This is a genomic window from Shimia sp. (assembly GCF_965227725.1).
Taxonomy (GTDB): Bacteria; Pseudomonadota; Alphaproteobacteria; order Rhodobacterales; family Rhodobacteraceae; genus Shimia.
This window is the reverse complement of record NZ_CBDDGH010000005.1, coordinates 413,460-432,770: the sequence shown is the minus strand read 5'-3', so window position 1 is coordinate 432,770 and position 19,311 is coordinate 413,460. Positions and strand designations below refer to the sequence as shown.

General features: G+C 59.9%; 16 protein-coding genes and 1 tRNA gene. 6 read left to right on the top strand and 11 right to left on the bottom strand.

Features of this window, described 5'->3' with window-relative positions; all coding sequences use genetic code 11:
• Window positions 1-16: 16 nt before the first annotated feature.
• From ACO07T_RS12425 to ACO07T_RS12410, 4 genes are all read right to left on the bottom strand, one after another.
• The gene (locus ACO07T_RS12425; RefSeq protein WP_209078249.1) at window positions 17-583 is read right to left on the bottom strand and encodes a sarcosine oxidase subunit gamma; all 567 of its coding nucleotides are present in this window, start codon (window positions 581-583) and stop codon (window positions 17-19) included.
• Entirely contained in the window at window positions 576-3,590 is a 3,015-nt protein-coding gene (locus ACO07T_RS12420; RefSeq protein WP_422049675.1) for a sarcosine oxidase subunit alpha family protein, read from the bottom strand. Before ACO07T_RS12420 ends, ACO07T_RS12425 begins: the two co-directional genes overlap by 8 nt.
• 67 nt (window positions 3,591-3,657) lie before the next feature.
• Complete coding sequence (locus ACO07T_RS12415; RefSeq protein WP_209060400.1) at window positions 3,658-3,987, bottom strand: sarcosine oxidase subunit delta; 330 nt, start codon at window positions 3,985-3,987, stop codon at window positions 3,658-3,660.
• A 15-nt stretch (window positions 3,988-4,002) separates the two neighbouring features.
• Window positions 4,003-5,250 carry a sarcosine oxidase subunit beta family protein gene (locus ACO07T_RS12410; protein ID WP_209060402.1) on the bottom strand — a complete coding sequence of 416 codons (1,248 nt, stop codon included), beginning with the start codon at window positions 5,248-5,250 and terminating at the stop codon, window positions 4,003-4,005.
• A 178-nt stretch (window positions 5,251-5,428) separates the two neighbouring features.
• Between ACO07T_RS12410 and ccmI the strand changes: the two genes are divergently transcribed.
• The 3 genes from ccmI to ACO07T_RS12395 are packed head-to-tail and all read left to right on the top strand — an operon-like array spanning window position 5,429 to window position 7,370.
• Complete coding sequence (gene ccmI, locus ACO07T_RS12405) at window positions 5,429-6,658, top strand: c-type cytochrome biogenesis protein CcmI (RefSeq protein WP_422049674.1); 1,230 nt, start codon at window positions 5,429-5,431, stop codon at window positions 6,656-6,658.
• Window positions 6,655-7,140 (top strand): Holliday junction resolvase RuvX, encoded by a 486-nt coding sequence (ruvX, locus tag ACO07T_RS12400; protein WP_422049673.1) that lies wholly within the window; start codon window positions 6,655-6,657, stop codon window positions 7,138-7,140. The genes ccmI and ruvX overlap by 4 nt, the downstream gene beginning before the upstream one ends.
• A complete protein-coding gene (locus ACO07T_RS12395; protein WP_209060405.1) occupies window positions 7,137-7,370 on the top strand; it encodes a DUF1289 domain-containing protein in 234 nt (77 codons plus the stop codon). The genes ruvX and ACO07T_RS12395 overlap by 4 nt, the downstream gene beginning before the upstream one ends.
• Before the next feature lie 121 nt (window positions 7,371-7,491).
• Here the strand turns inward: ACO07T_RS12395 and ACO07T_RS12390 are convergent, their stop codons facing one another.
• The 4 genes from ACO07T_RS12390 to dusA form a co-directional block, all read right to left on the bottom strand.
• Window positions 7,492-8,616 (bottom strand): calcium-binding protein, encoded by a 1,125-nt coding sequence (locus ACO07T_RS12390; RefSeq protein WP_422049672.1) that lies wholly within the window; start codon window positions 8,614-8,616, stop codon window positions 7,492-7,494.
• A 166-nt stretch (window positions 8,617-8,782) separates the two neighbouring features.
• Window positions 8,783-9,574, bottom strand: a complete 792-nt coding sequence (locus tag ACO07T_RS12385; protein WP_422049671.1) for a hypothetical protein — start codon at window positions 9,572-9,574, stop codon at window positions 8,783-8,785.
• Window positions 9,568-10,395: a sulfite exporter TauE/SafE family protein gene (locus ACO07T_RS12380; RefSeq protein WP_422049670.1), complete on the bottom strand. Its 828-nt coding sequence runs from the start codon at window positions 10,393-10,395 to the stop codon at window positions 9,568-9,570. The genes ACO07T_RS12385 and ACO07T_RS12380 overlap by 7 nt, the downstream gene beginning before the upstream one ends.
• Before the next feature lie 129 nt (window positions 10,396-10,524).
• A complete protein-coding gene (gene dusA, locus ACO07T_RS12375; RefSeq protein ID WP_422049669.1) occupies window positions 10,525-11,517 on the bottom strand; it encodes a tRNA dihydrouridine(20/20a) synthase DusA in 993 nt (330 codons plus the stop codon).
• 396 nt (window positions 11,518-11,913) lie between these two features.
• Here dusA and ACO07T_RS12370 point away from each other — a divergent pair, with 396 nt between their 5' ends.
• On the top strand, window positions 11,914-14,106 hold the full coding sequence (locus tag ACO07T_RS12370; RefSeq protein ID WP_422049668.1) for a methyl-accepting chemotaxis protein: 2,193 nt from the start codon (window positions 11,914-11,916) through the stop codon (window positions 14,104-14,106).
• A 141-nt stretch (window positions 14,107-14,247) separates the two neighbouring features.
• Here the strand turns inward: ACO07T_RS12370 and ACO07T_RS12365 are convergent.
• The 3 genes from ACO07T_RS12365 to ACO07T_RS12355 form a co-directional block, all read right to left on the bottom strand.
• Window positions 14,248-14,332 (bottom strand) — tRNA-Leu (locus ACO07T_RS12365).
• Between the two features lie 72 nt (window positions 14,333-14,404).
• The gene (locus ACO07T_RS12360; protein WP_422049667.1) at window positions 14,405-15,460 is read right to left on the bottom strand and encodes a Hint domain-containing protein; all 1,056 of its coding nucleotides are present in this window, start codon (window positions 15,458-15,460) and stop codon (window positions 14,405-14,407) included.
• A gap of 104 nt (window positions 15,461-15,564) precedes the next feature.
• Window positions 15,565-17,274: an NAD(P)H-hydrate dehydratase gene (locus ACO07T_RS12355; protein WP_422049666.1), complete on the bottom strand. Its 1,710-nt coding sequence runs from the start codon at window positions 17,272-17,274 to the stop codon at window positions 15,565-15,567.
• 175 nt (window positions 17,275-17,449) lie between these two features.
• On the opposite strand from ACO07T_RS12355, the gene ACO07T_RS12350 reads away from it, so the two are divergent.
• Window positions 17,450-17,788 carry a P-II family nitrogen regulator gene (locus tag ACO07T_RS12350; protein ID WP_209078223.1) on the top strand — a complete coding sequence of 113 codons (339 nt, stop codon included), beginning with the start codon at window positions 17,450-17,452 and terminating at the stop codon, window positions 17,786-17,788.
• A 39-nt stretch (window positions 17,789-17,827) separates the two neighbouring features.
• Window positions 17,828-19,234 (top strand): type I glutamate--ammonia ligase, encoded by a 1,407-nt coding sequence (glnA, locus tag ACO07T_RS12345; protein ID WP_209060426.1) that lies wholly within the window; start codon window positions 17,828-17,830, stop codon window positions 19,232-19,234.
• Window positions 19,235-19,311 lie beyond the last annotated feature (77 nt).

Below are 19,311 nucleotides of genomic sequence, written 5' to 3'. Positions count from 1 at the left end.
GGAGGCCAAGCGGGACTTAGTGAAACCCGACCTCGCCGCCCTTCTCCGCGGAGACTTTGAGCAGGTCAAAGACATATTGTGCCACAGAGCGGAAGCAGATCACTTCAAAGCTGCCATCCGCATTACCCCAGACCGCAGCCGGCACCTGGGCAAAACGGGAGCGGCGGATGTCGCCCGCGCCAAAGGCATCTTTGCCAAAGTCCACCGGTGCGAGCTTTGCCAGCACATCGCGGCTGTGTTCACCAGACACACGATAAACCGCACGGGCGTCAGAGACATTGGCCACCAGCGCATGAACGCCAGACAGCGCTTCTGTCAGCACAGCCACAGTGTCGTTGACCGTTGCATAGTCCACAACCACCAGCAGCTCATCCGGCGACATCCAGGCAACCGCGCCTTTGTCCCCGGTGACCACTTTGCGCAGCGCAGGCATGTCGGCGCCGGTGGCAGCTTTCACCGCTGCCGCCATTTCCGCGCTTGCCAGATCACCACGCAGGGTGATCATGCCACGCAGGCCGGTTTCCTCGACTTTTGCAAAGCCCTCAAACGATGCCCCTTGCAGGGCGCTCACAGCCTTAGACATTCTGCTTCTCCCCATCTTTGTCATAGAACACCGGATCGACCACTTTGGCCTGAACGGTGGTGCCGTCCACCTTGTTGAACTCAACCACATCGCCGAGGCGCTTCATACCGCCGTGGATCAGGCCCATTGCGATGCCGCGATCCAGAGTTGGTGAGTAATATGTCGAGGTCACACGACCCTGCACATTGCGCTGGTTGTTGGCATTGGTGCCGGTGCCCACGATGTAGGCGCCATCCGGAATGACAGAGCCATCCACGGTTTCAAAGCCCGCCAGCTTCCAGCGATCCTCAGAGGCCATGTGATCCCGAGTCTGCGCACGTTTGCCGAGGAAGTCCTCTTTCTTCTTGGAGATCGCCCACTGCATGTTGAGATCCTGCGGGATCACAGTGCCGTCGGTTTCGTCCCCAATCATGATGAAGCCTTTTTCGGCCCGCATCACGTGCAGCGCTTCGGTGCCATAAGGCATGATGTTGAACTCTTTGCCTGCATCCAGAAGCGCATCCCAGAAGGCGCGGCCCTGGCTCGCTGGCACGGCGATTTCGTAGGACAGCTCACCAGAGAAGGAAATCCGGTAAGCACGGGCGTCAAACTCGCCAATCTTGCCGTCTTTCCACTCCATGAAGGCCAGACCTTCTTTGGAGACATCCATATCGCCGCCAAGCTTTTCGATCACCTTGCGGGCGTTCGGGCCCACAACCGCGATCTGTGCATATTGCTCGGTGACATTGGCGGTGAAGACCTTCATGTCCCACCACTCGCACTGCAGCCAGTCTTCCATCCAGCCGTGGATGCGCTCTGCGCCCCCGGTGGTGGTGTGACAGAGATAGGTGTCCTCGTCGATGCGGGCGACAACGCCGTCATCAATCAGGAAGCCGTTCTCGTTACACATCAGACCATAGCGGCATTTGCCCGGCTTCAGCGTGCTCATCATGTTGGTGTAGAGCATGTCGAGGAATTTGCCCGCATCCGGACCCTTGACGATGATCTTGCCCAGCGTGGAGGCATCCAGCAGGCCCACGGAATCCCGTGTCTGACGGATTTCGCGGGTGACCGCATCCGCATGGGTCTCACCCTTGCGCGGGAAGCAGTACGGGCGACGCCAGTGGCCCACCGGCTCAAAGAACGCCTCATTGGCTTCATGCCAGTCATGGATCGTGGTGCGGCGGATCGGCTGGAACACCTCGTCACGCGCCTCACCGGCAATCGCGCCCATGGAGATGGGCGTGTATGGCGGGCGGAAGGTGGTGGTGCCGGTCGCCGGGATCGGCTGGTTCAGCGCATCAGAAAGAACCGCCAAACCGTTGATGTTGCTCAACTTACCCTGATCGGTCGCCATGCCAAGCGTGGTGTAACGCTTGGTGTGCTCCACGCTTTCATAGCCTTCCTGAGCCGCCAGACGCACGTCAGAAACCTTCACGTCGTTCTGGTAATCCAGCCAGGCCTTCATGCGCAGTTTCGGGCCAGCGCCCTGCGGCATCAGCCACACAGCCTGCATGGCCGCTTCTGCGGTGGTTTCCCCTTTGGGGGCCTCTGCCGCGCCGCCGTCAAAACCGGTCGCTGCCGCAGCAGCCACACCGGCCGCATGGGCGTTCTCCAGAATTTCGGCCAGACCGAGCGGGCCGCTTGCGCTGCCTGCGGTGGCGACAAATGGCTTGCCGTCATGGCTCGTTGGTGCGCGGTCCGCGTCGGGGCGGAAATGCGCTTGGGTCTCATCCCAGATCAGCTTGCCGCCGCAGTGGGACCAGAGGTGCACCACCGGGGACCAGCCGCCAGACATCGCCACCGCGTCACAGGAGATCTCCTCCAGAGCAGCGCCTTCGCCTTCTTGCGTGCAGATGGCAACGCCAACCACGCGCTTGCCGCCTTTGACCTTGGCAATGCCTTTGCCGATCTCAACGCGGATACCGAGCGCTTTCGCCTCATCCATCAGTTTGCCGCCGCCAAGTGGGCGGGCGTCGATCACAGCAGGCACATCCAGACCGGCCTTCTTCAGCGCGATCGCGGTGCGGTAGGCGTCGTCATTGTTGGTGACAACCACAGTGCGGTCGCCGGAGGACACGCCGAAGTTCACCACATAGTCGCGCAGCGCGCTGGCCAGCATCACACCGGGAATGTCGTTGCCTGCAAAAGACAGCGGACGCTCGATGGCACCGGTGGCGGTGACAATCTGCTTGGCGCGGATGCGCCACAGGCGGTGACGCGGACCATCGGTCAGCGGCGCGTGGTCGGTCAGACGCTCATAGCCCAGCACGTAGCCGTGGTCATAAACCCCTGCCCCCATCATGCGGTTGCGCAGGGTGACATTGTCCATCGCCTCAAGCGTGGCCACAGTGGCGTCGATGTAGTCTGCCACATCGCGGCCATCCACGGTGCCGCCGTCAACAGCAGCGCGGCCACCCCAATGGGCGGTCTGTTCCATCAGCAGAACCTTGGCACCGCTGTCAGCTGCCGCTTTGGCCGCTTGCAGACCGGCGATACCGCCGCCCACAACAACCACGTCAAAGAAAGCATAGAAATGCTCATAGCGATCGGCATCGCGGTCCTTTGGCGCTTTGCCGAGACCGGCAGACTGGCGCACAATCGGCTCAAACACGTGTTTCCAGGCCGCCGCGGGCGCCATGAAGGTCTTGTAGTAGAAACCAGCCGGCAGGAAGCGCGCGGCGTAGTTGTTCACAACGCCGATGTCCATCTCAAGGCTGGGCCAGTGGTTCTGCGAAGTCGCAGACAGGCCGTCAAACAGCTCGGTGGTGGTGGCGCGCTGGTTTGGCTCAAACTTGCCACCCTGCCCGAGGTTCACCAGAGCGTTGGGCTCTTCGGCACCGGAGGCCACAACCCCACGCGGACGGTGGTATTTGAACGACCGGCCCATCAGCATCTGATCGTTGGCCAGAAGCGCGGAAGCGAGCGTATCACCCGCATAGCCGGTCATCTGCTTGCCGTTGAAGGTGAATTTCACCTGTTTGGAGCGATTGAGAAGGCGCCCACCTGTGGAAAGTCTTGTGCTCATATGTCAGCCCTTTGCATGGGTTGATCCGTCAGATGCCTCCGACGGGAGTATTTCGGCAAGATGAAGATCAGGAGAACTCGCGCCAGCTCCAGCCCGGGTAGGTCGCGGTGATCTTGTCTTTGATGTCTTGTGGCGGCTCCAGCGTCTGCGCGGAATAGGTGCCAAAGACCTGAAGTGTCATGGTGCAGCGGGCCGCAAGGAAGAACTTGCCGCAGCCGTTGGAATGACGCCAGCGCTCAAAATGCACACCCTTCGGGTTTTCGCGCATGAAGAGGTAGCCTTCGAAATCCTCATCCGCCGAGCCGGGGCCAAAACGCTTCAGATGCGCTTCGCCTTCGGCGTGCAGTTCGGTCTCTTCGGCATGAACGCCGCAATAGGGGCATTGTAGTGTCAGCATATTTGCACCCTCTCCTTAGTGTGCCACGCCAGCCGCGACGCTTTCGTCGATGAAGCGGCCTTCGATGAAACGTTCCATACCAAATTCCGCAGAGAGCGGGCCTGGTTCGCCTTTGGCAATCAGCTCAGCCGTGGCCCAGCCGCCGCCCGGAATGGCTTTAAAGCCGCCGGTGCCCCAGCCTGCGTTGATGAAGCAGTTGCCCAGCGGGGTTTTGCCAATCACAGGGGAACGGTCGCCGGTCACATCCACGATGCCGCCCCACTGGCGCAGCATCTTCAGGCGGCTGACCATCGGGAAGGTTTCGCACAGCGCGCGCACGGTTTCTTCAATGTGGTGAAAGCTGCCGCGCTGGGTGTAGTTGTTGAACCCGTCGGTGCCGCCGCCGATCACCATCTCGCCTTTGTCAGACTGAGACATATAGCCGTGCACGGTGTTGGCCATCACAACCACATCCATACAGGGTTTGATCGGCTCAGACACCAGCGCCTGCAGCGCAACAGATTCCATCGGCAGACGGAAGCCCGCCATATTGGCCAGCGCACCGGAGTTGCCCGCCACAACAAGGCCAAGCTTGTCACAGTCAATCGGACCTTTGGTGGTGTCCACACCGGTGACCTTGCCGCCCTCTTGGCGCACGCCGGTCACTTCGCATTTCTGGATGATGTCCATGCCCATGTCAGAGCAGGCACGGGCATAGCCCCAGGCCACAGCATCGTGACGACCGGTGCCGCCGCGTTCCTGCCAGAGACCGCCCAGAACCGGATAGCGTGGGCCATCGATGTTGATGATCGGCACCAGCTCTTTCACGCGCTCAGGGCCGATGAACTCGGTCTTCACACCCTGCAGCGCATTGGCGTGTGCGGTACGCTGATAACCGCGTACCTCGTGCTCGGTCTGCGCCAGCATGATCACGCCGCGTGGGGAGAACATCACGTTGTAGTTCAGGTCCTGAGACATGGTCTCATAAAGCGAGCGCGCTTTTTCATAGAGCGCCGCAGAAGGATCCTGCAAATAGTTGGAGCGGATGATCGTGGTGTTACGACCGGTGTTCCCGCCGCCCAGCCAGCCCTTCTCAATGATCGCCACATTGGTGATACCGAAGTTCTTGCCGAGATAGAAAGCGGTGGCCAGTCCGTGCCCACCGGCACCAACGATGATCACATCATATTTCTTCTTGGGTTCCGGCGAGCGCCAAGCACGTTCCCAGCCAGTGTGGTAGCGGGCGGCTTCGCGGGCGATAGCAAAGGCTGAATATCTTCTCATGATGCGTGATTCCGATATGAGGCAACTTATCTGAGAATATGATCTTTTTGCACCTTCGTCGTCCGAGATTAAAGCGCCCATTTGAGGACTGGTTGCGACATGGGGTGTCAGATGTGTGATTTTCCCTTTTCCAGCCCCCTATGCGACACTACATGGGAGCCAACTTGATGGAGTACCCATGATTTTCTGGATTGTTGCCGCTGCGCTGACCGGTATCACCGCTGCGATGTTGGCTCTGGCGCTTTTGCGGCGCCGTGAGGACGAAGAGCACCCCGCCGCCTATGACCTGCGTGTCTATCGCGACCAGCTCAAGGAGGTGGACCGTGATCTGGCGCGTGGCGTGATCGGCGCTGAGGATGCCGAGCGGATGCGCACCGAGATTTCGCGTCGCATTCTGGCCGCCGACGCCCAGATGCAAAACCATGAAAACGATGCAGAAAAGACCGGCGGCGGGACCAAGACCATGGCGGCTGTGCTGATGCTGATAGTCGCGGCCAGCAGCTTTGGCCTCTATATCTGGCTTGGCACCCCTGGCCACCGAGACATGCCTCTGCAGGTGCGGCTGGAAACCCTGGCCGAGGACATGAAGGCACGCCCCTCACAAGCGGAGATGGAGGCAGAGCAGACCCCGGTGCCCCTGCCCGCGCCTGACCCCGAGTTTGCCGAGCTGATGACCAAACTGCGCGCGGCAGTGTCCGAAAAACCGGATGATCTGCGCGGTCAAATGCTTCTGGCACGCAACGAATCCACCTTGGGCAACCACAAAGCCGCTTATGAGGCACAGGCGCAGGTGATTGCACTGAAAGGCGACAATGCGACGGCTGGTGATTATGTGCTGCATGCCAATCTGCTGATCGCAGGCGCGCAGAACTATGTCTCACCAGAGGCCGAGGCCAGCCTGCGTGCCGCCCTGCGGATTGACCCGCTGAACAACCTTGGCCGCTACTATCTGGGTCTGATGATGTGGCAGAACGGCCGCCCTGATGCCGCTTTCCGTCTCTGGGATCAGGTCCTGCGCCAAAGCCCGGCAGACGCCCCTTGGGTGCCCGCCATCCGCAACACCATCTCAGAGCTCGCCTGGTATGCCGGTGTGGATTACAAAATGCCCCCCGCTCCGCACGCTGGTCCGGTCGGCCCGTCTGACGAGGATCTCGCCGCCGCCGAAGAGCTGAGCGCGGAGGATCGCCAAGCGATGATCCAGGGAATGGTGGCGCAGCTGTCAGACCGTCTGGCGACCGAAGGCGGCACTCCGCAGGAATGGGCGCAACTGATCAGCTCTTATGGCGTGCTCGGTGAAACAGAGCGCGCGCTGGCGATCTGGAACGAGGCCCAACAGATCTTTGTATCGGTCCCGGAGGCGCTGGAGATTGTGCGCGCCGGTGCCGCACGTGCGGGGTTGCTGCAATGACAAACACCATCTTTGAAACCATCGAAGACCTCGCCCCCAATCTTGCGCCTATGACAGCGTTGATGGGGCTCGATCTGGGCACGAAAACCATCGGCGTAGCGGTGAGCGACGGTCTGCGCACTGTGGCCACGCCGATTGAGACTGTGAAACGCAAGAAATTTGGTGTGGACGCACAGCGGCTGGTGACCCTCCTCAATGAACGCGCCATCGGCGGGATCATCCTGGGGTTGCCACGCAACATGGACGGCTCCGAAGGCCCCCGCGCCCAATCCACCCGCGCCTTTGCCCGCAATCTCGCCCCGCTGGTGTCGGTGCCAATCGGCTTCTGGGACGAGCGCTTGTCCACCGTGGCGGCAGAACGGGCGCTCCTTGAGGCGGATACGTCACGTAAACGTCGCGCAGAGGTGATCGACCATGTGGCCGCCTCCTATATCCTGCAAGGGGTCTTGGACCGGTTAAACCACTTGGGGAGCACGACGTGAGCAAGGACAGCGTTTGGAAACGTAACGAGGTGGAAAGCCCGTGCATACAAGTCTGCGTTGTGCATCCGGAAGCCCGGATCTGCACCGGCTGTCTGCGCACCATCGACGAGATCACCCGCTGGTCGCAAATGTCCCAAGACGAACGCGGCACGATCATGGCAGAGCTGCCCACACGCGCCCCACAACTCAAACAACGCCGCGGCGGAAGGGCAGCACGGCTGAAGCGGTAAGACCGCCAAAGTCACGCGTGTTTCAGGCCTAAGAGACCCAAAAAAGGCGCGCAACGGCGCGCCTTTGTCATGTCATCTCATCATGAGGCTAGGGCGATCCACCAACCGCCCCTCATCGGATTTAGATGGCGTCGGTCACCCGCGAGGATTCCATAATGGTCACATCAATGTCGCCGATGCGGCTGCCAAACACTTCAACAACGGGCTGACCATTCACCAGCACGGTGTTCCAACCTTCACCAAGAGCGGTGGAGTCGACAACAGTCACGCTATCAATCGTGGTTCCCGTCGGAACAAAAACGATCAACTCATCATCTTCCGAAGAGAAATCCGTGATCTGAGGCAGGTTTTCCGGATCAACCCAACTGCCAGCGTAGAAGAGATCTCCCCCTTCACCGCCCGTCGCTTCGTCTCCCGATCCGAGATAGAGCTCATCACTCCCCTCGCCGCCCAAGAGAACACTCGCCACGCCGTCGTCTACTACCGGTGAGTCAGAAGAGTTGTCGCCGAACCCAATGCCCAATAGCGCATCGGCGCCCTCACCGCCCTCCAGCGTATCAGCACCGTCGCCACCAAAGAGGGTATCGCTGCCGCTTCCGCCAACAAGTGAGTCCGCACCGGCACCACCGTTGAGCTCGTCAGAGCCACTTTCCCCAAACAAAAGGTCGTCGCCATCGCCCCCTTTGAGAAGGTCGCTGCCGCTGCCCCCCTCAACGGTGTCGTTGCCGGCTCCGCCCTTCAGGCTGTCATTGCCAGTGCCGCCATCAATGGAATCATCACCCAGATTGCCGTGCAGGGTGTCGTTGCCGTCTTCGCCCAGAAGCGTGTCGTTGTCGTCGCCACCTAGGATACTGTCATCGCCATTGGAGCCTTCAAGACGGTCAGAGCCGCTGCCGCCATCCACCGTGTCATTGCCCCAGCCAGCCAGGATCGTGTCGTTGCCATTCTCTCCGAGCAGCACATCATCGCCATTGCCGCCATCAATGCGATCCCCACCGGGGCCACCCTGGATGGCGTCATTATCCGCGCTGCCGGAAAGCACATCTCCGCTGCCCGCGCCAACAATCGTGTCATCTCCTGCGCCACCATCTATGCGGTCAGGACCATCTCCACCCAGCAGCTCATCACCTTCTTCGGTGCCTTCCTGCTCTTCAAACGACACCTGATCATCACCGTCGTCAGAGTCGCCTATCATGGCCGCTGCGCCGCCAGCAGCCACAAGCCCCAGCAAAATCAGTAATTCCATCGGTTCCGTGCCCCTAAAAGTCGTACTCGCATAAAGATGTAGTCGAAACCTAAACTCAATTTTTAGGAAAATAAATGCTTAGTTAACGAGCGTTTCCCAGCTGTATCCAATCCACACCTATAGGGTGAACTGTTCGCGAAATAACACGATAACTGTCTCTAAAAGCTCAGGTATTCGTCAGCCAGGCCAAAGCACCGCCCGGCAGTATGGGGCGAAAATAGGCAATGGCACGGCATTCACGCACGGGGAGATCCTCCGACTCGCTCTCCCAAGCCGAGACTCCATGCACAGACAGCCGGTGCATCAGGATCGCCTCTCCGGGCTGGGCGATCACCTTCACCCTAGGGCACGTCTCAAACACCTGTTTGCGCGCAGCCTGATAGGGCGCTTGCAAATCCACCGCATGCCATGTGTCTTGCGGATGCGCTGCCAGCGCGTCCAGCAAAGCCGTGCGCATAATCTCGTGGCTGCCTTCCCAGATCACCAATGGGGCTTCGGTTTCCGCATTTTCCGTGAGCGGAAGCCCCAATATCCAGGCGTGCGGCTCCGCAATATAGCGCCCGCCATCCTCGCCCTTTTGCAACCCGTCCAGATGCGCAGCATCCCGCTTGATGCGATAGCGAAACCCCGCCTCACTTTCGCCCATGCGCGGCCTTGGATAGCCCGGATAAGTGATGGACAGCTGCCCGGGGTGCAGCGGCAAAACCTCACCATACAGCGCCTGAAGGGTCTCCACCGGCGCGCCAGTCAGGGCTGGTCCTGTACCAATCGCCCCCGCCGCGTCATTTGGCAGAGCATCCACACCAATGAACCAAGTGTTCTCGCAATCCCACCAAAGCGCGTGCTCCGGCGCATCTTTGGCAATCTGACCGGCTTGCCAGGCGGAGGCCGCCCAGTCGCGCACCGCCGCGTCATACGGCAGCTTGGCCCAACCGCGCGCCGCAAAATCGGTTACCATCCGAAAGCCTTTCGCAGCATGTTCAGCGCCACCAGCGTCAGGAACACGGCAAAGACGCGCTTGAGCGGTTTGGGGTCCATGGAATGCGCAAGCTTCACACCAAACGGCGCGGTGATGAGTGTCATGGCAATGATGATGAAAAACGCCACCATATTGACCGCCCCAATGGTCAGCGGCGGGCGGCTGGCAGGATCGATCTCCATGAACAAAAAGCCAATCACCGCAGGAACAGCAATGGTGACGCCAAATCCGGCCGCCGTGGCCACAGCCCGGTGGATTGGCACATTAAACAGCGTCATCAGCGGTACGCCAAAGCTGCCCCCGCCAATGCCCATCAGCACAGAGAGGAACCCTACCGCCGGGCTCAACGAAAGCCGCCCTGCCCCTTTGGGCATGGCCTGACCCAGCCGCCAATGCGTTTTGCCAAGCCCCATATAGGCGCCAATCACCAGCGCGAGACCGCCAAAGACAATCTGCAATGTGACCGAGCGCAGGTTGGCCGCGACCAGCACGCCAATTACGGCTCCAACGGCGATGCCCGGTGCCCACCCGCGCAGGATCTCCCAATCCACGGCACCCTTTTTGTTGTGGCTCGCCACAGAGCGCAGCGATGTCACAATGATGGTCGCCAGAGAGGTCGCCAGACAAATCTGCATCAGCTGCGGCCCGTCATAGCCAAGCGCGGAAAACGCATAGAAGAAAGCAGGCACCAAGACGATGCCACCGCCCACTCCCAACAGCCCCGCAAGGACCCCGGCAAGCGCGCCGATGGCAAGCAAAAGCACAAGCATTTGCAACAGAAGGGCTGGATCTTGGGACATTTTCGGCTCCGCAGGTTTGTTCGCGCGCGAAGGTAAAGCCGAATTTTCAGCCCCCTGCAAGCGGCGCAAAAGCCGCTGGCGGGAATGTCATCTGCGTGGGCCGCGAACGCGTACTCACAGACACCCAGCTCAGGCGGCGGATTGCGTCACGTGGCTGAGGGCTGCCAGAACGGTGTCCGGCCCGGCGGTCTTTGCGGTGGCGTTTTCAGACAGGTAGCGCCGCCATGCGCGCGCGCCGGGGCGACCGGCAAATAGGCCCAGCATATGGCGGGTGACCTGATGCAGCTTTCCGCCTTGCGAGAGATGCGCTTCGATATAGGGCAGCATCTGCTGCACCACGGCGATCGGATCACTGTCCGTCCCCGCGCCGTAAATCCGCCGATCCGCAGCGCAGAGCACATCCGACGGGGTGTGATAGGCAGAGCGTCCGATCATCACGCCATCCAATCCATCCGCCAGATGTTTCTCTGCCTGATCAAGGGTTTCGATGCCGCCGTTGATGGAGATATGCAGCTCCGGAAAGGCCTGTTTCATGCGATGCACCAGCGGATAGTCCAACGGAGGAATGTCGCGGTTCTCTTTCGGGCTGAGCCCCTGCAACCAGGCTTTGCGCGCATGCACCGAAATCCGGCGCACCCCGGCTTTGGCCATGGTTTCAATGAAATGCGGCAGCACCTCTTCGGGGATCTGGTCATCCACCCCGATGCGGCACTTCACCGTCGCCTCAACAGACACCGCATCCTGAATGGCCTTCATGCAATCGGCAACGAGCTCCGGAGAGCGCATCAAAACCGCGCCAAAGGTGCCCGATTGCACCCGATCACTCGGGCAACCGCAATTCAGGTTGATCTCATCATAGCCCCGCGCCTCGGCCAGCTTGGCCGCTTTGACCAGCTCCTCAGGGTCCGAGCCACCCAGTTGCAGCGCCACAGGATGTTCTTCCTCGCTGAAATCCAGCAAATGCACAGCGCCCCCCCGCACCAACGCCGGCGCGGTGACCATCTCGGTATAAAGCAACGTATGTCTGGACAGCAGCCGGTGCAGATACCGACAATGCCTGTCAGTCCAATCCATCATGGGGGCAACGGACAGCCGCGCGGCAGAGTGTAGGTCTGGCTTCAAAACACACGCTCCTTGCGGCTTTGTGTCTGGAGGAGCTGCATCGCCACGCGCATCTGCGCGCAAAAGGCAGCCCAATGATGAGTCGGGTGACCTTTCATTTAGCACATCCTTCTGCAGCTTAAAGAGGCAGGTGCTCGGAGCGCTGCGACCAAAGCTGAACTGAGCGCCATTTCTCACGCTGTGGTACACGAATCGCCCACGCGAATCACAGACTGGGACCGCAGCCACCCAAGGTAGAAAGGGCAAAATGCCGCCCTCCCAGAGATAGCTGAACCCCTACGTCATCGCAGCCAAATGGCCGATTTAGACAGGCTATTTACACCCCGTTATCAAATTCACCCCCCTATCTGCATCGCAATTCACCAGCCCAACCTGACGCCCGCGAAGGATGCCCCCATGACACTGCGCTCCCAGATCCTCCTCTTAATCGCCCTGCCCTTTCTCGCACTTGCGGGGCTTGGCACCTGGAAAGGCGCAAAAGACTGGGATCGCTATCAGAGCGCCATGGCGACGCATGCAAATGTACAAGCCGCACTCCAGCTCACCGATCTGGTGCATTATCTTCAGGTCGAACGGGGCCAGACCGCAGCCTTCCTGACCGCGGGCGGCACGCGCGGCCAGGAGAGCCTCACTGCGGCGCGCGCCGATGTTGATCAGGCCCTGTCTGAGATCTCCACGCGCTCCGCGGCCCTGCCCCAGCTCGCTGGGCTTGAGGCCATGCGCACCAGCGCAACCGACCTGAAGGCCAGCATCCCGCAGGTCGCCACATTCTACACCGCCGCCATTGAGGCTGTGCTGGATCTTGGCGCCACCAGCCTGATCTTTCAGAAAGACTCCGAGGTGTCTCACGTGGGCACAGGCCTGTCGGCGATCAGTCAGGCCAAAGAGGCCGCAGGTCTGCAGCGCGCCGCGGGCGTTGTCGGATTAAGCCGAGCCGAATTTGCGGCCCCGGCTTATGTGGTCTTTGTGCAAACCGGCGCCACCGAAGGCGGCTTTGTCAATCTCGCCCAACTGATCCTGCAGGACTATCTGGGAGGCGTTGATCTGGCGGGCACCCTTGCAGAAAGCGGTTTGCCACAAATGCGTGCACAGATTTTGGAGGCTGGCGCGGGCGGCACATCAGAGGTCGCTGTAAAAAACTGGTTTGGCGCGGCCACCGGCTGGCTGACCCACCTGCGCGCGCTGGAGCGTGATGCCGCAGAGCTGATGACCACCCTGTCAAACGCCGCCGCCGCTGAGGCTTGGCGCGCGCTGCTGCTGACCCTTGGCTGTGTGATCCTGTCGCTCCTCATCAGCGCGTCCATTGGCCTCCGCCTGATCCTGTCGTTCACCAAACAGTCCCGCGCGCTTCAGGAAGATCTCAACAAACTGGCGCGCAAGGAGTTTGATTTCACACCTGCCAATCTTGAGCGCAACAATGAGATTGGCCAATTGAGCAACGCCATGGATGTGACCCGCCTCGCCCTTCAGGACAGCGCTGCCAAACTCGCCGCCGTGGAAGAAAACCGGATCGCGGCCCGAGGCACCGTGGTGGGCACACTTGAGGATCATCTCCAACGGCTGGCCAACCGCGATCTCAAATGCACCATCACCGAAGACTTCCCCGAGGAATATGAAACGCTCCGGCGCAGCTTCAACGCCACGGTTGCCACTCTGCAAGCCACCATTCAGGACGTGGTCGGTGCCACAACCAGCATCAACACCGGCTCCTCCGAAATCCGGCAGGCCACATCCTCTCTTGCCAAGCGCACCGAAAGTCAGGCCGCCACATTGGAAGAAACCGCCGCAGCGCTGGAAGAAATGACCAACGCCGTGCGCTCCGCCGCGGATGGCGCGCGCAATGTGGAAAACACCGTCGCAGGGGCCCGCGAAGAGGCCGTGCGCAGCGGCGAAATCGTTCAGGATGCTGTGGGCGCGATGACTGAAATTGAGCAGTCTTCCCTCAAGATTTCCCAAATCATCAGCGTGATTGACGACATCGCCTTCCAGACCAACCTGCTGGCGCTCAACGCCGGTGTAGAGGCCGCCCGTGCGGGCGACGCAGGCCGGGGTTTTGCCGTGGTTGCCTCCGAAGTCCGCAGCCTTGCCCACAACTCCGCCGAGGCAGCGACGGAAATCAAAGCGCTGATTGAGAACAGCAACAAACAGGTGGGCCGTGGGGTGGATCTTGTGGGCAACGCCGGCACCGCCCTCACCAGCATTGTTGGACAGGTGAACAATATTTCCGAACTGATCTCTGACATCGCCTCCAGCGCAGCGGAACAAGCCACCGGGCTCACAGAAATCAACTCCGGCGTCGCGCGGCTCGACGAGGTCACTCAGAAAAACGCGGCCATGGTCGAAGAAACCACCGCCGCCGGTCAGCTGCTACACGCCGACACAGAGGCGCTTGCAGGGATGGTCGCGCAGTTCAAGACCGAGCATCAAGCCCCTGTTACAAAATCGGAAACTCCGGCGAATGTCGAAGTAGCGGTTCAGGCTCCGACCGCACAGCCTGCCCCAGCAAAAGCGCCCGCGCCGACAGCCGTCCGCGCCTCTGCCGCCACAGCGGTTGCGGTAGAAACGGAAAAGGGCTGGGAGGACTTCTAAGACCTTGGAAGCACATGGTCCCATTCATCCGCGGCAGGGTCTCACTGTCGCGGATTTTTTACGCCTGCGTAGAGACAGCAAGGCGACGCCTGCGCCAAAAGCGCTCACCAAACAAAGCTCAGATACTTTTCAGAGAAACCGTGGTGCGGGTGGAGGGACTTGAACCCCCACGCCTCGCGGCGCCAGAACCTAAATCTGGTGCGTCTACCAATTTCGCCACACCCGCACGGTCCGCGCGTCTTAGCAAAGCTTGAAACGGGATGCGAGAGGAAAAACGCACTCCCGGCGCAGGTTTTTTCTAAATCGCCTGCGCGATAATTTGCGCCTCGCGCTGATGGGCCACCGGACGCGCTGTTTCGCTGACATAAGCGCCGGTTTTCAGCTCGGGAAACAGGGCAAACAGCTCCCGCCGGCTGGCATTTGGCAGCGCCTTGAGCGACTGCGGGCCGGGATTGAAGCTCTCCGTGGCCAACCCGTCAGAGGTGATAATCTCATGTTGGTCAAATTGCACATGCACATAGGTCACCGCAGGCACGTCATGGGCCACCGTGACGGTACGGTCATTCACCAGATGTGTGGCCGCTGCCAGAACTTCGCGCTCCCCGCACCAAAGCTCTGCGCGCCAACCCAGCAACAGCACCCGATGCTGCGGCGACACCAGCATATCACGATGCGGCATCCCCGGACCAAAGGCATCCTGCCTGATCCGGATCGGGCGAAATTGCGGATGGCTTTTGAGCTCCGCGCCGGAAAAGGACACCTGCCCCAGCCAGCGCACCTGCTGAAACCCATTGTCGCGCGTCAGCACCTCATCCCCGACTTCCAGCGCTTCAACCGCCTTTTCGCCGCCCTTCACGACAATCTTTGTGCCGGTGGTGAAACACGGCGGCGCAGCCAGCTCGCTCTCATGTACCGGTGCGTTACCACCGGGGCCTTCCTTGGCCGAGATAATCTTGAGCGGCACACCGATGGGCGGGAAGCTGTCAACAAAGGCCAAGCCTTCAACGGTGCTGAAGCTGACCTGCGAATTGTTGAAGTTCACCGACAGGATACGGTAGGTTTCCCCGGTGCTGATGTCCTGCACGACAAATTCGTACTCCGCCTCCAGCCGCAGATTGTCGCCGTAGGTGACACCATCGAAATTCTGATTGCCATCAAGCACTTGCGAATTGTCATTGTCGTCAACATTGGCGTCATCGTCGCGGACAAAAATCTCTTCCCACGCATTGTCATTCAGCGTGATAATCTCCCCCACAAGGTGACTGCCGTCGCCCTGCGTGATCCCGTCCAAAATACTGTTGCCGGAGAGGGAAACATGAGATTCCCCCAACGCCCAAAAGCTGTACCGTGCCATTGTACATGCGCGCCTTGTGTCAGTCTGAGTGGCCCCAGAATGACAAAGAGAGCTTGATAACTGCTGAATCGCGCGTCAAAAGCCTCAAACCGCGCTGCAGCACCTCATTTCAAAACCGCGCGCAGCACCTGAGGCAGGGTCTCGGGCAAGTCTTCCGCAATCAATCCGGGGCCAAAGACCCGCGCGCATTCCACATGCAGCCAGGCGGCGATTTCCGCCGCATACTGAGGGGTAAAACCGCGCGCCAAAAGTCCTGTGATGAAACCCGCAAGCACATCGCCGGAACCGGCCGTGGCCAACCAAGGCGCGCTGCGGTCATACACCGCCGCGTGCACGCCATACATTCCATTGGGGGAGGCAATCACCGTATCCGGCCCCTTAAACAAAACTGTACACCCTGCCCGCGCCGCCGCCGCGCGCGTGGCATCCACTTTGGAGTAAGCCGGGCCTTTGGTTGGCGGCACAGCCAGTCGCTGGGCAATATCCGGAAACAGCCGCGCAAATTCGCCCCCATGCGGGGTGAGCACGACACTCTCATGTAACATCACAAAAAGCTGCTCTGGCTCCGCCGCAAAGGCGCTCAGCGCATCGGCATCCAGAACAGTTGCGCGCTTTGATTTTAGCGCCACAGGCACCAAATCCCGTGCACGCTCCTGCCCCAATCCGGGGCCAAGACAAAGCGCATTGAGCCTTTCATCCTGCAGGACCTCTGCCAGCGCTTCGCCATCCGCCACCCGCTGCAACATCAGCGCGGTGATCTGACAGGCCACCTCCTGCTGCGCCGCGGGAGGCACCCCAAGTGTCACCAACCCTGCGCCAATCCGCAGCGCACCACGCGCCGCAAGCCGCGCCGCGCCGGTTTTGCCGGAACCACCGGAGAGGATCAGCGCATGACCGTGGGAGAATTTGTGGTGCGGCGCCTGTTTATCCAAATCGACAGGCAGGTGCGCCACCTCCCGCACGCGCTGTTCTGCCGGAACAACCTGACCATGCCTCTCCAACAGACCAATGTCTTTCACGACCACGGCCCCGCAAAAAGCCGGTCCGTCTTTCAGAACATGCCCCAGCTTTTTGCGGTGGAAGGTCACCACAAGGTCTGCGGGAATACATGTGCCCAACACGGCACCGCTGTCGCTGCACAACCCGGTCGGAATATCGACAGCCACAACCTTACAGCCAGCCTCAGCCATGACCTTGCGCAGATTCTGATCCGCGAACATAGAGAAAATTGACCTAAAGGGTCGCGTCAGCCCGGTGCCAAACAGCGCATCAACAACAAGATCGCAAGGACCTTCGATGTGCACACTATCATTCACCAATGGTGGCGGATCAATCGCGCGCGTGCGAACCTCCCCCAACTCCAACCACCGCTCATAGTTCTCACGCGCATCGGGCGGCATTTTCCCTGCGTTCCCATTAAGAAACACCTCCAGCTCCCAGCCAAGCTGATGCAACAGCCGCGCCACAACAAAACCGTCCCCGCCATTGTTGCCCGGCCCGCAAAGCACAACCGCCCGCTTTCTCATTCCGGAAGTATCCCGGGGGTATGGGGGCTGGCCCCCATCAGAAACTGTGTATGGGGGCTGGCCCCCATCAGAAACTGCGTTTGGGGGCTGACCGCCTTCCAAACCGCCCTCTCGGTGCGGCTCATCCTGCAAAGCGCCAGCATCACCCAACGCCGGCCAGTGCTCAAAAATCGCCTCGACAACGCCCCGCCCGGCCCGCTCCATGAGCTCCAGCCCGGTGACCTCGCCCGACTCAATTGCGGTTTGCTCAATGGCGCGCATTTGGGCAGCCGTCAAAATTTCGCTCATTCTCGATGCATCCCGCGATTCAATTCCGCTTATTTGCGCGCCTTATTGCCTATTTTTTAATCACACAGCATGTTTCCGATAGGCGCATTCACAATGTGTTACCCTATCCAATTGTGACCCCCAATCGAAAGTGGTCTGTCAACTGACAAGAACGCACCTGAGGAGGAGCCTCCACATGAAGAAGATCGAAGCCATCATCAAGCCGTTCAAGCTTGATGAAGTGAAAGAAGCACTGCAGGATTTTGGCATCCAGGGTCTGAGCGTTGTCGAAGTCAAAGGCTTCGGTCGCCAGAAGGGTCACACAGAGCTCTATCGCGGCGCTGAATATGTCGTTGATTTTCTGCCCAAGGTGAAAATCGAAGTTGTGCTTGAATCCGATCAGGTGGACGGCGCAATCGAGGCCATCGTGGGCGCTGCCAAAACCGACAAGATCGGCGACGGCAAGATCTTTGTCTCCCCAGTGGAGCAAGCCATTCGCATCCGTACCGGCGAGTCCGGCCCGGACGCGCTGTAATCACACTTAAATTCTAAAGCAATCAGAAGGACAAAGGGAATGAGCGCAGACGCAGTTCTCCAGCTGATCAAAGACGAAGATGCGGCCTATGTCGACATCCGTTTCACCGACACACGCGGCAAGCTGCAGCACGTGACCGTGGACGTGGATCTCGTTGACGAAGACTTCCTCGAAGAAGGCTTCATGTTCGACGGCTCCTCCATCGCAGGCTGGAAATCCATCGAAAACTCCGACATGAAACTGATCCCAGACACCACCTCTGCGTATGTCGATCCGTTCTATGCCGAGAAAACCATCTGCATCCACTGCTCCATCGTTGAGCCAGACACTGGCGAAGCTTACGAGCGTGACCCACGCGGCACCGCCGAAAAAGCAGAAGCTTACCTGAAGTCCTCCGGCATCGGTGATGTGGCTTACATGGGCCCGGAAGCGGAATTCTTCCTGTTCGACGACGTTCGCTTTGAGAACAAAATCAACAAAGTATCCTACGAAGTTGATGCGATCGACGGTTCCTGGAACACCGACACCGAATACGAAATGGGCAACATGGGCCACCGCCCTGGCGTCAAAGGCGGCTACTTCCCGGTAAACCCAACCGACGACAGCCACGACCTGCGCTCCGAGATGCTCTCCACCATGAAGCGTCTGGGCATGAAAACTGACAAGCACCACCACGAAGTGGCGTCCTGTCAGCACGAGCTGGGCCTGATCTTTGACAGCCTGACCAAGCAAGCCGACGAGCTGCAAAAGTACAAATACGTGATCCACAATGTGGCCGCGTCCTACGGCAAATCCGCCACCTTCATGCCAAAGCCGATCTATGGCGACAACGGCACCGGCATGCACGTGAACATGTCCATCTGGAAAGACGGCAAGCCGCTCTTTGCAGGCGACAAATACGCGGACCTGTCTGACGAAGCCCTGTACTTCATCGGCGGCATCCTGAAGCACGCAAAAACTCTGAACGCCTTCACCAACCCATCGACCAACTCCTACAAGCGTCTGATCCCGGGTTTTGAAGCACCAGTTCTGCGCGCCTACTCCGCACGCAACCGCTCTGGCTGTGTCCGTATCCCATGGACCGAAAGCCCGAAAGCCAAGCGCGTTGAAGCCCGCTTCCCGGATCCATCCGCCAACCCATACCTGTGCTTCGCAGCGCTGCTGATGGCTGGCCTTGATGGCATCAAGAACAAGATCGATCCAGGCGAAGCCATGGACAAGAACCTCTACGATCTGCCTGCTGAAGAACTGGCTGGCATCCCGACCGTATGTGGCTCCCTGCGCGAAGCTCTCGAAGCACTGACTGCAGATCACGACTTCCTGCTGGCAGGCGACGTGTTCACCAAAGACCAGATCGAAGGCTACATCGAGCTGAAGATGGAAGAGGTGGAGCACTACGAGCACACCCCGCACCCAGTCGAATTCGGCATGTACTACAGCTGCTAAGCTGTATCGGCACAGTGAAACGAAAGGGCGCTCCTCGGGGCGCCCTTTTTGCATGGCGTACACTTACGCGTAGACAA

Excerpts from the sequence above, each read along its gene's own strand:
- ACO07T_RS12380 (WP_422049670.1), bottom strand. The coding sequence starts at position 10,395 with ATGTCCCAAGATCCAGCCCTTCTGTTGCAAATGCTTGTGCTTTTGCTT.
- ACO07T_RS12410 (WP_209060402.1), bottom strand. The coding sequence starts at position 5,250 with ATGAGAAGATATTCAGCCTTTGCTATCGCCCGCGAAGCCGCCCGCTAC.
- ACO07T_RS12355 (WP_422049666.1), bottom strand. The coding sequence starts at position 17,274 with ATGAGCGAAATTTTGACGGCTGCCCAAATGCGCGCCATTGAGCAAACC.
- ACO07T_RS12390 (WP_422049672.1), bottom strand. The coding sequence starts at position 8,616 with ATGGAATTACTGATTTTGCTGGGGCTTGTGGCTGCTGGCGGCGCAGCG.
- ACO07T_RS12385 (WP_422049671.1), bottom strand. The coding sequence starts at position 9,574 with ATGGTAACCGATTTTGCGGCGCGCGGTTGGGCCAAGCTGCCGTATGAC.
- ACO07T_RS12420 (WP_422049675.1), bottom strand. The coding sequence starts at position 3,590 with ATGAGCACAAGACTTTCCACAGGTGGGCGCCTTCTCAATCGCTCCAAA.
- ruvX (WP_422049673.1), top strand. The coding sequence starts at position 6,655 with ATGACAAACACCATCTTTGAAACCATCGAAGACCTCGCCCCCAATCTT.
- ACO07T_RS12370 (WP_422049668.1), top strand. The coding sequence starts at position 11,914 with ATGACACTGCGCTCCCAGATCCTCCTCTTAATCGCCCTGCCCTTTCTC.
- ACO07T_RS12425 (WP_209078249.1), bottom strand. The coding sequence starts at position 583 with ATGTCTAAGGCTGTGAGCGCCCTGCAAGGGGCATCGTTTGAGGGCTTT.
- glnA (WP_209060426.1), top strand. The coding sequence starts at position 17,828 with ATGAGCGCAGACGCAGTTCTCCAGCTGATCAAAGACGAAGATGCGGCC.
- ACO07T_RS12360 (WP_422049667.1), bottom strand. The coding sequence starts at position 15,460 with ATGGCACGGTACAGCTTTTGGGCGTTGGGGGAATCTCATGTTTCCCTC.
- ACO07T_RS12415 (WP_209060400.1), bottom strand. The coding sequence starts at position 3,987 with ATGCTGACACTACAATGCCCCTATTGCGGCGTTCATGCCGAAGAGACC.
- ccmI (WP_422049674.1), top strand. The coding sequence starts at position 5,429 with ATGATTTTCTGGATTGTTGCCGCTGCGCTGACCGGTATCACCGCTGCG.
- ACO07T_RS12350 (WP_209078223.1), top strand. The coding sequence starts at position 17,450 with ATGAAGAAGATCGAAGCCATCATCAAGCCGTTCAAGCTTGATGAAGTG.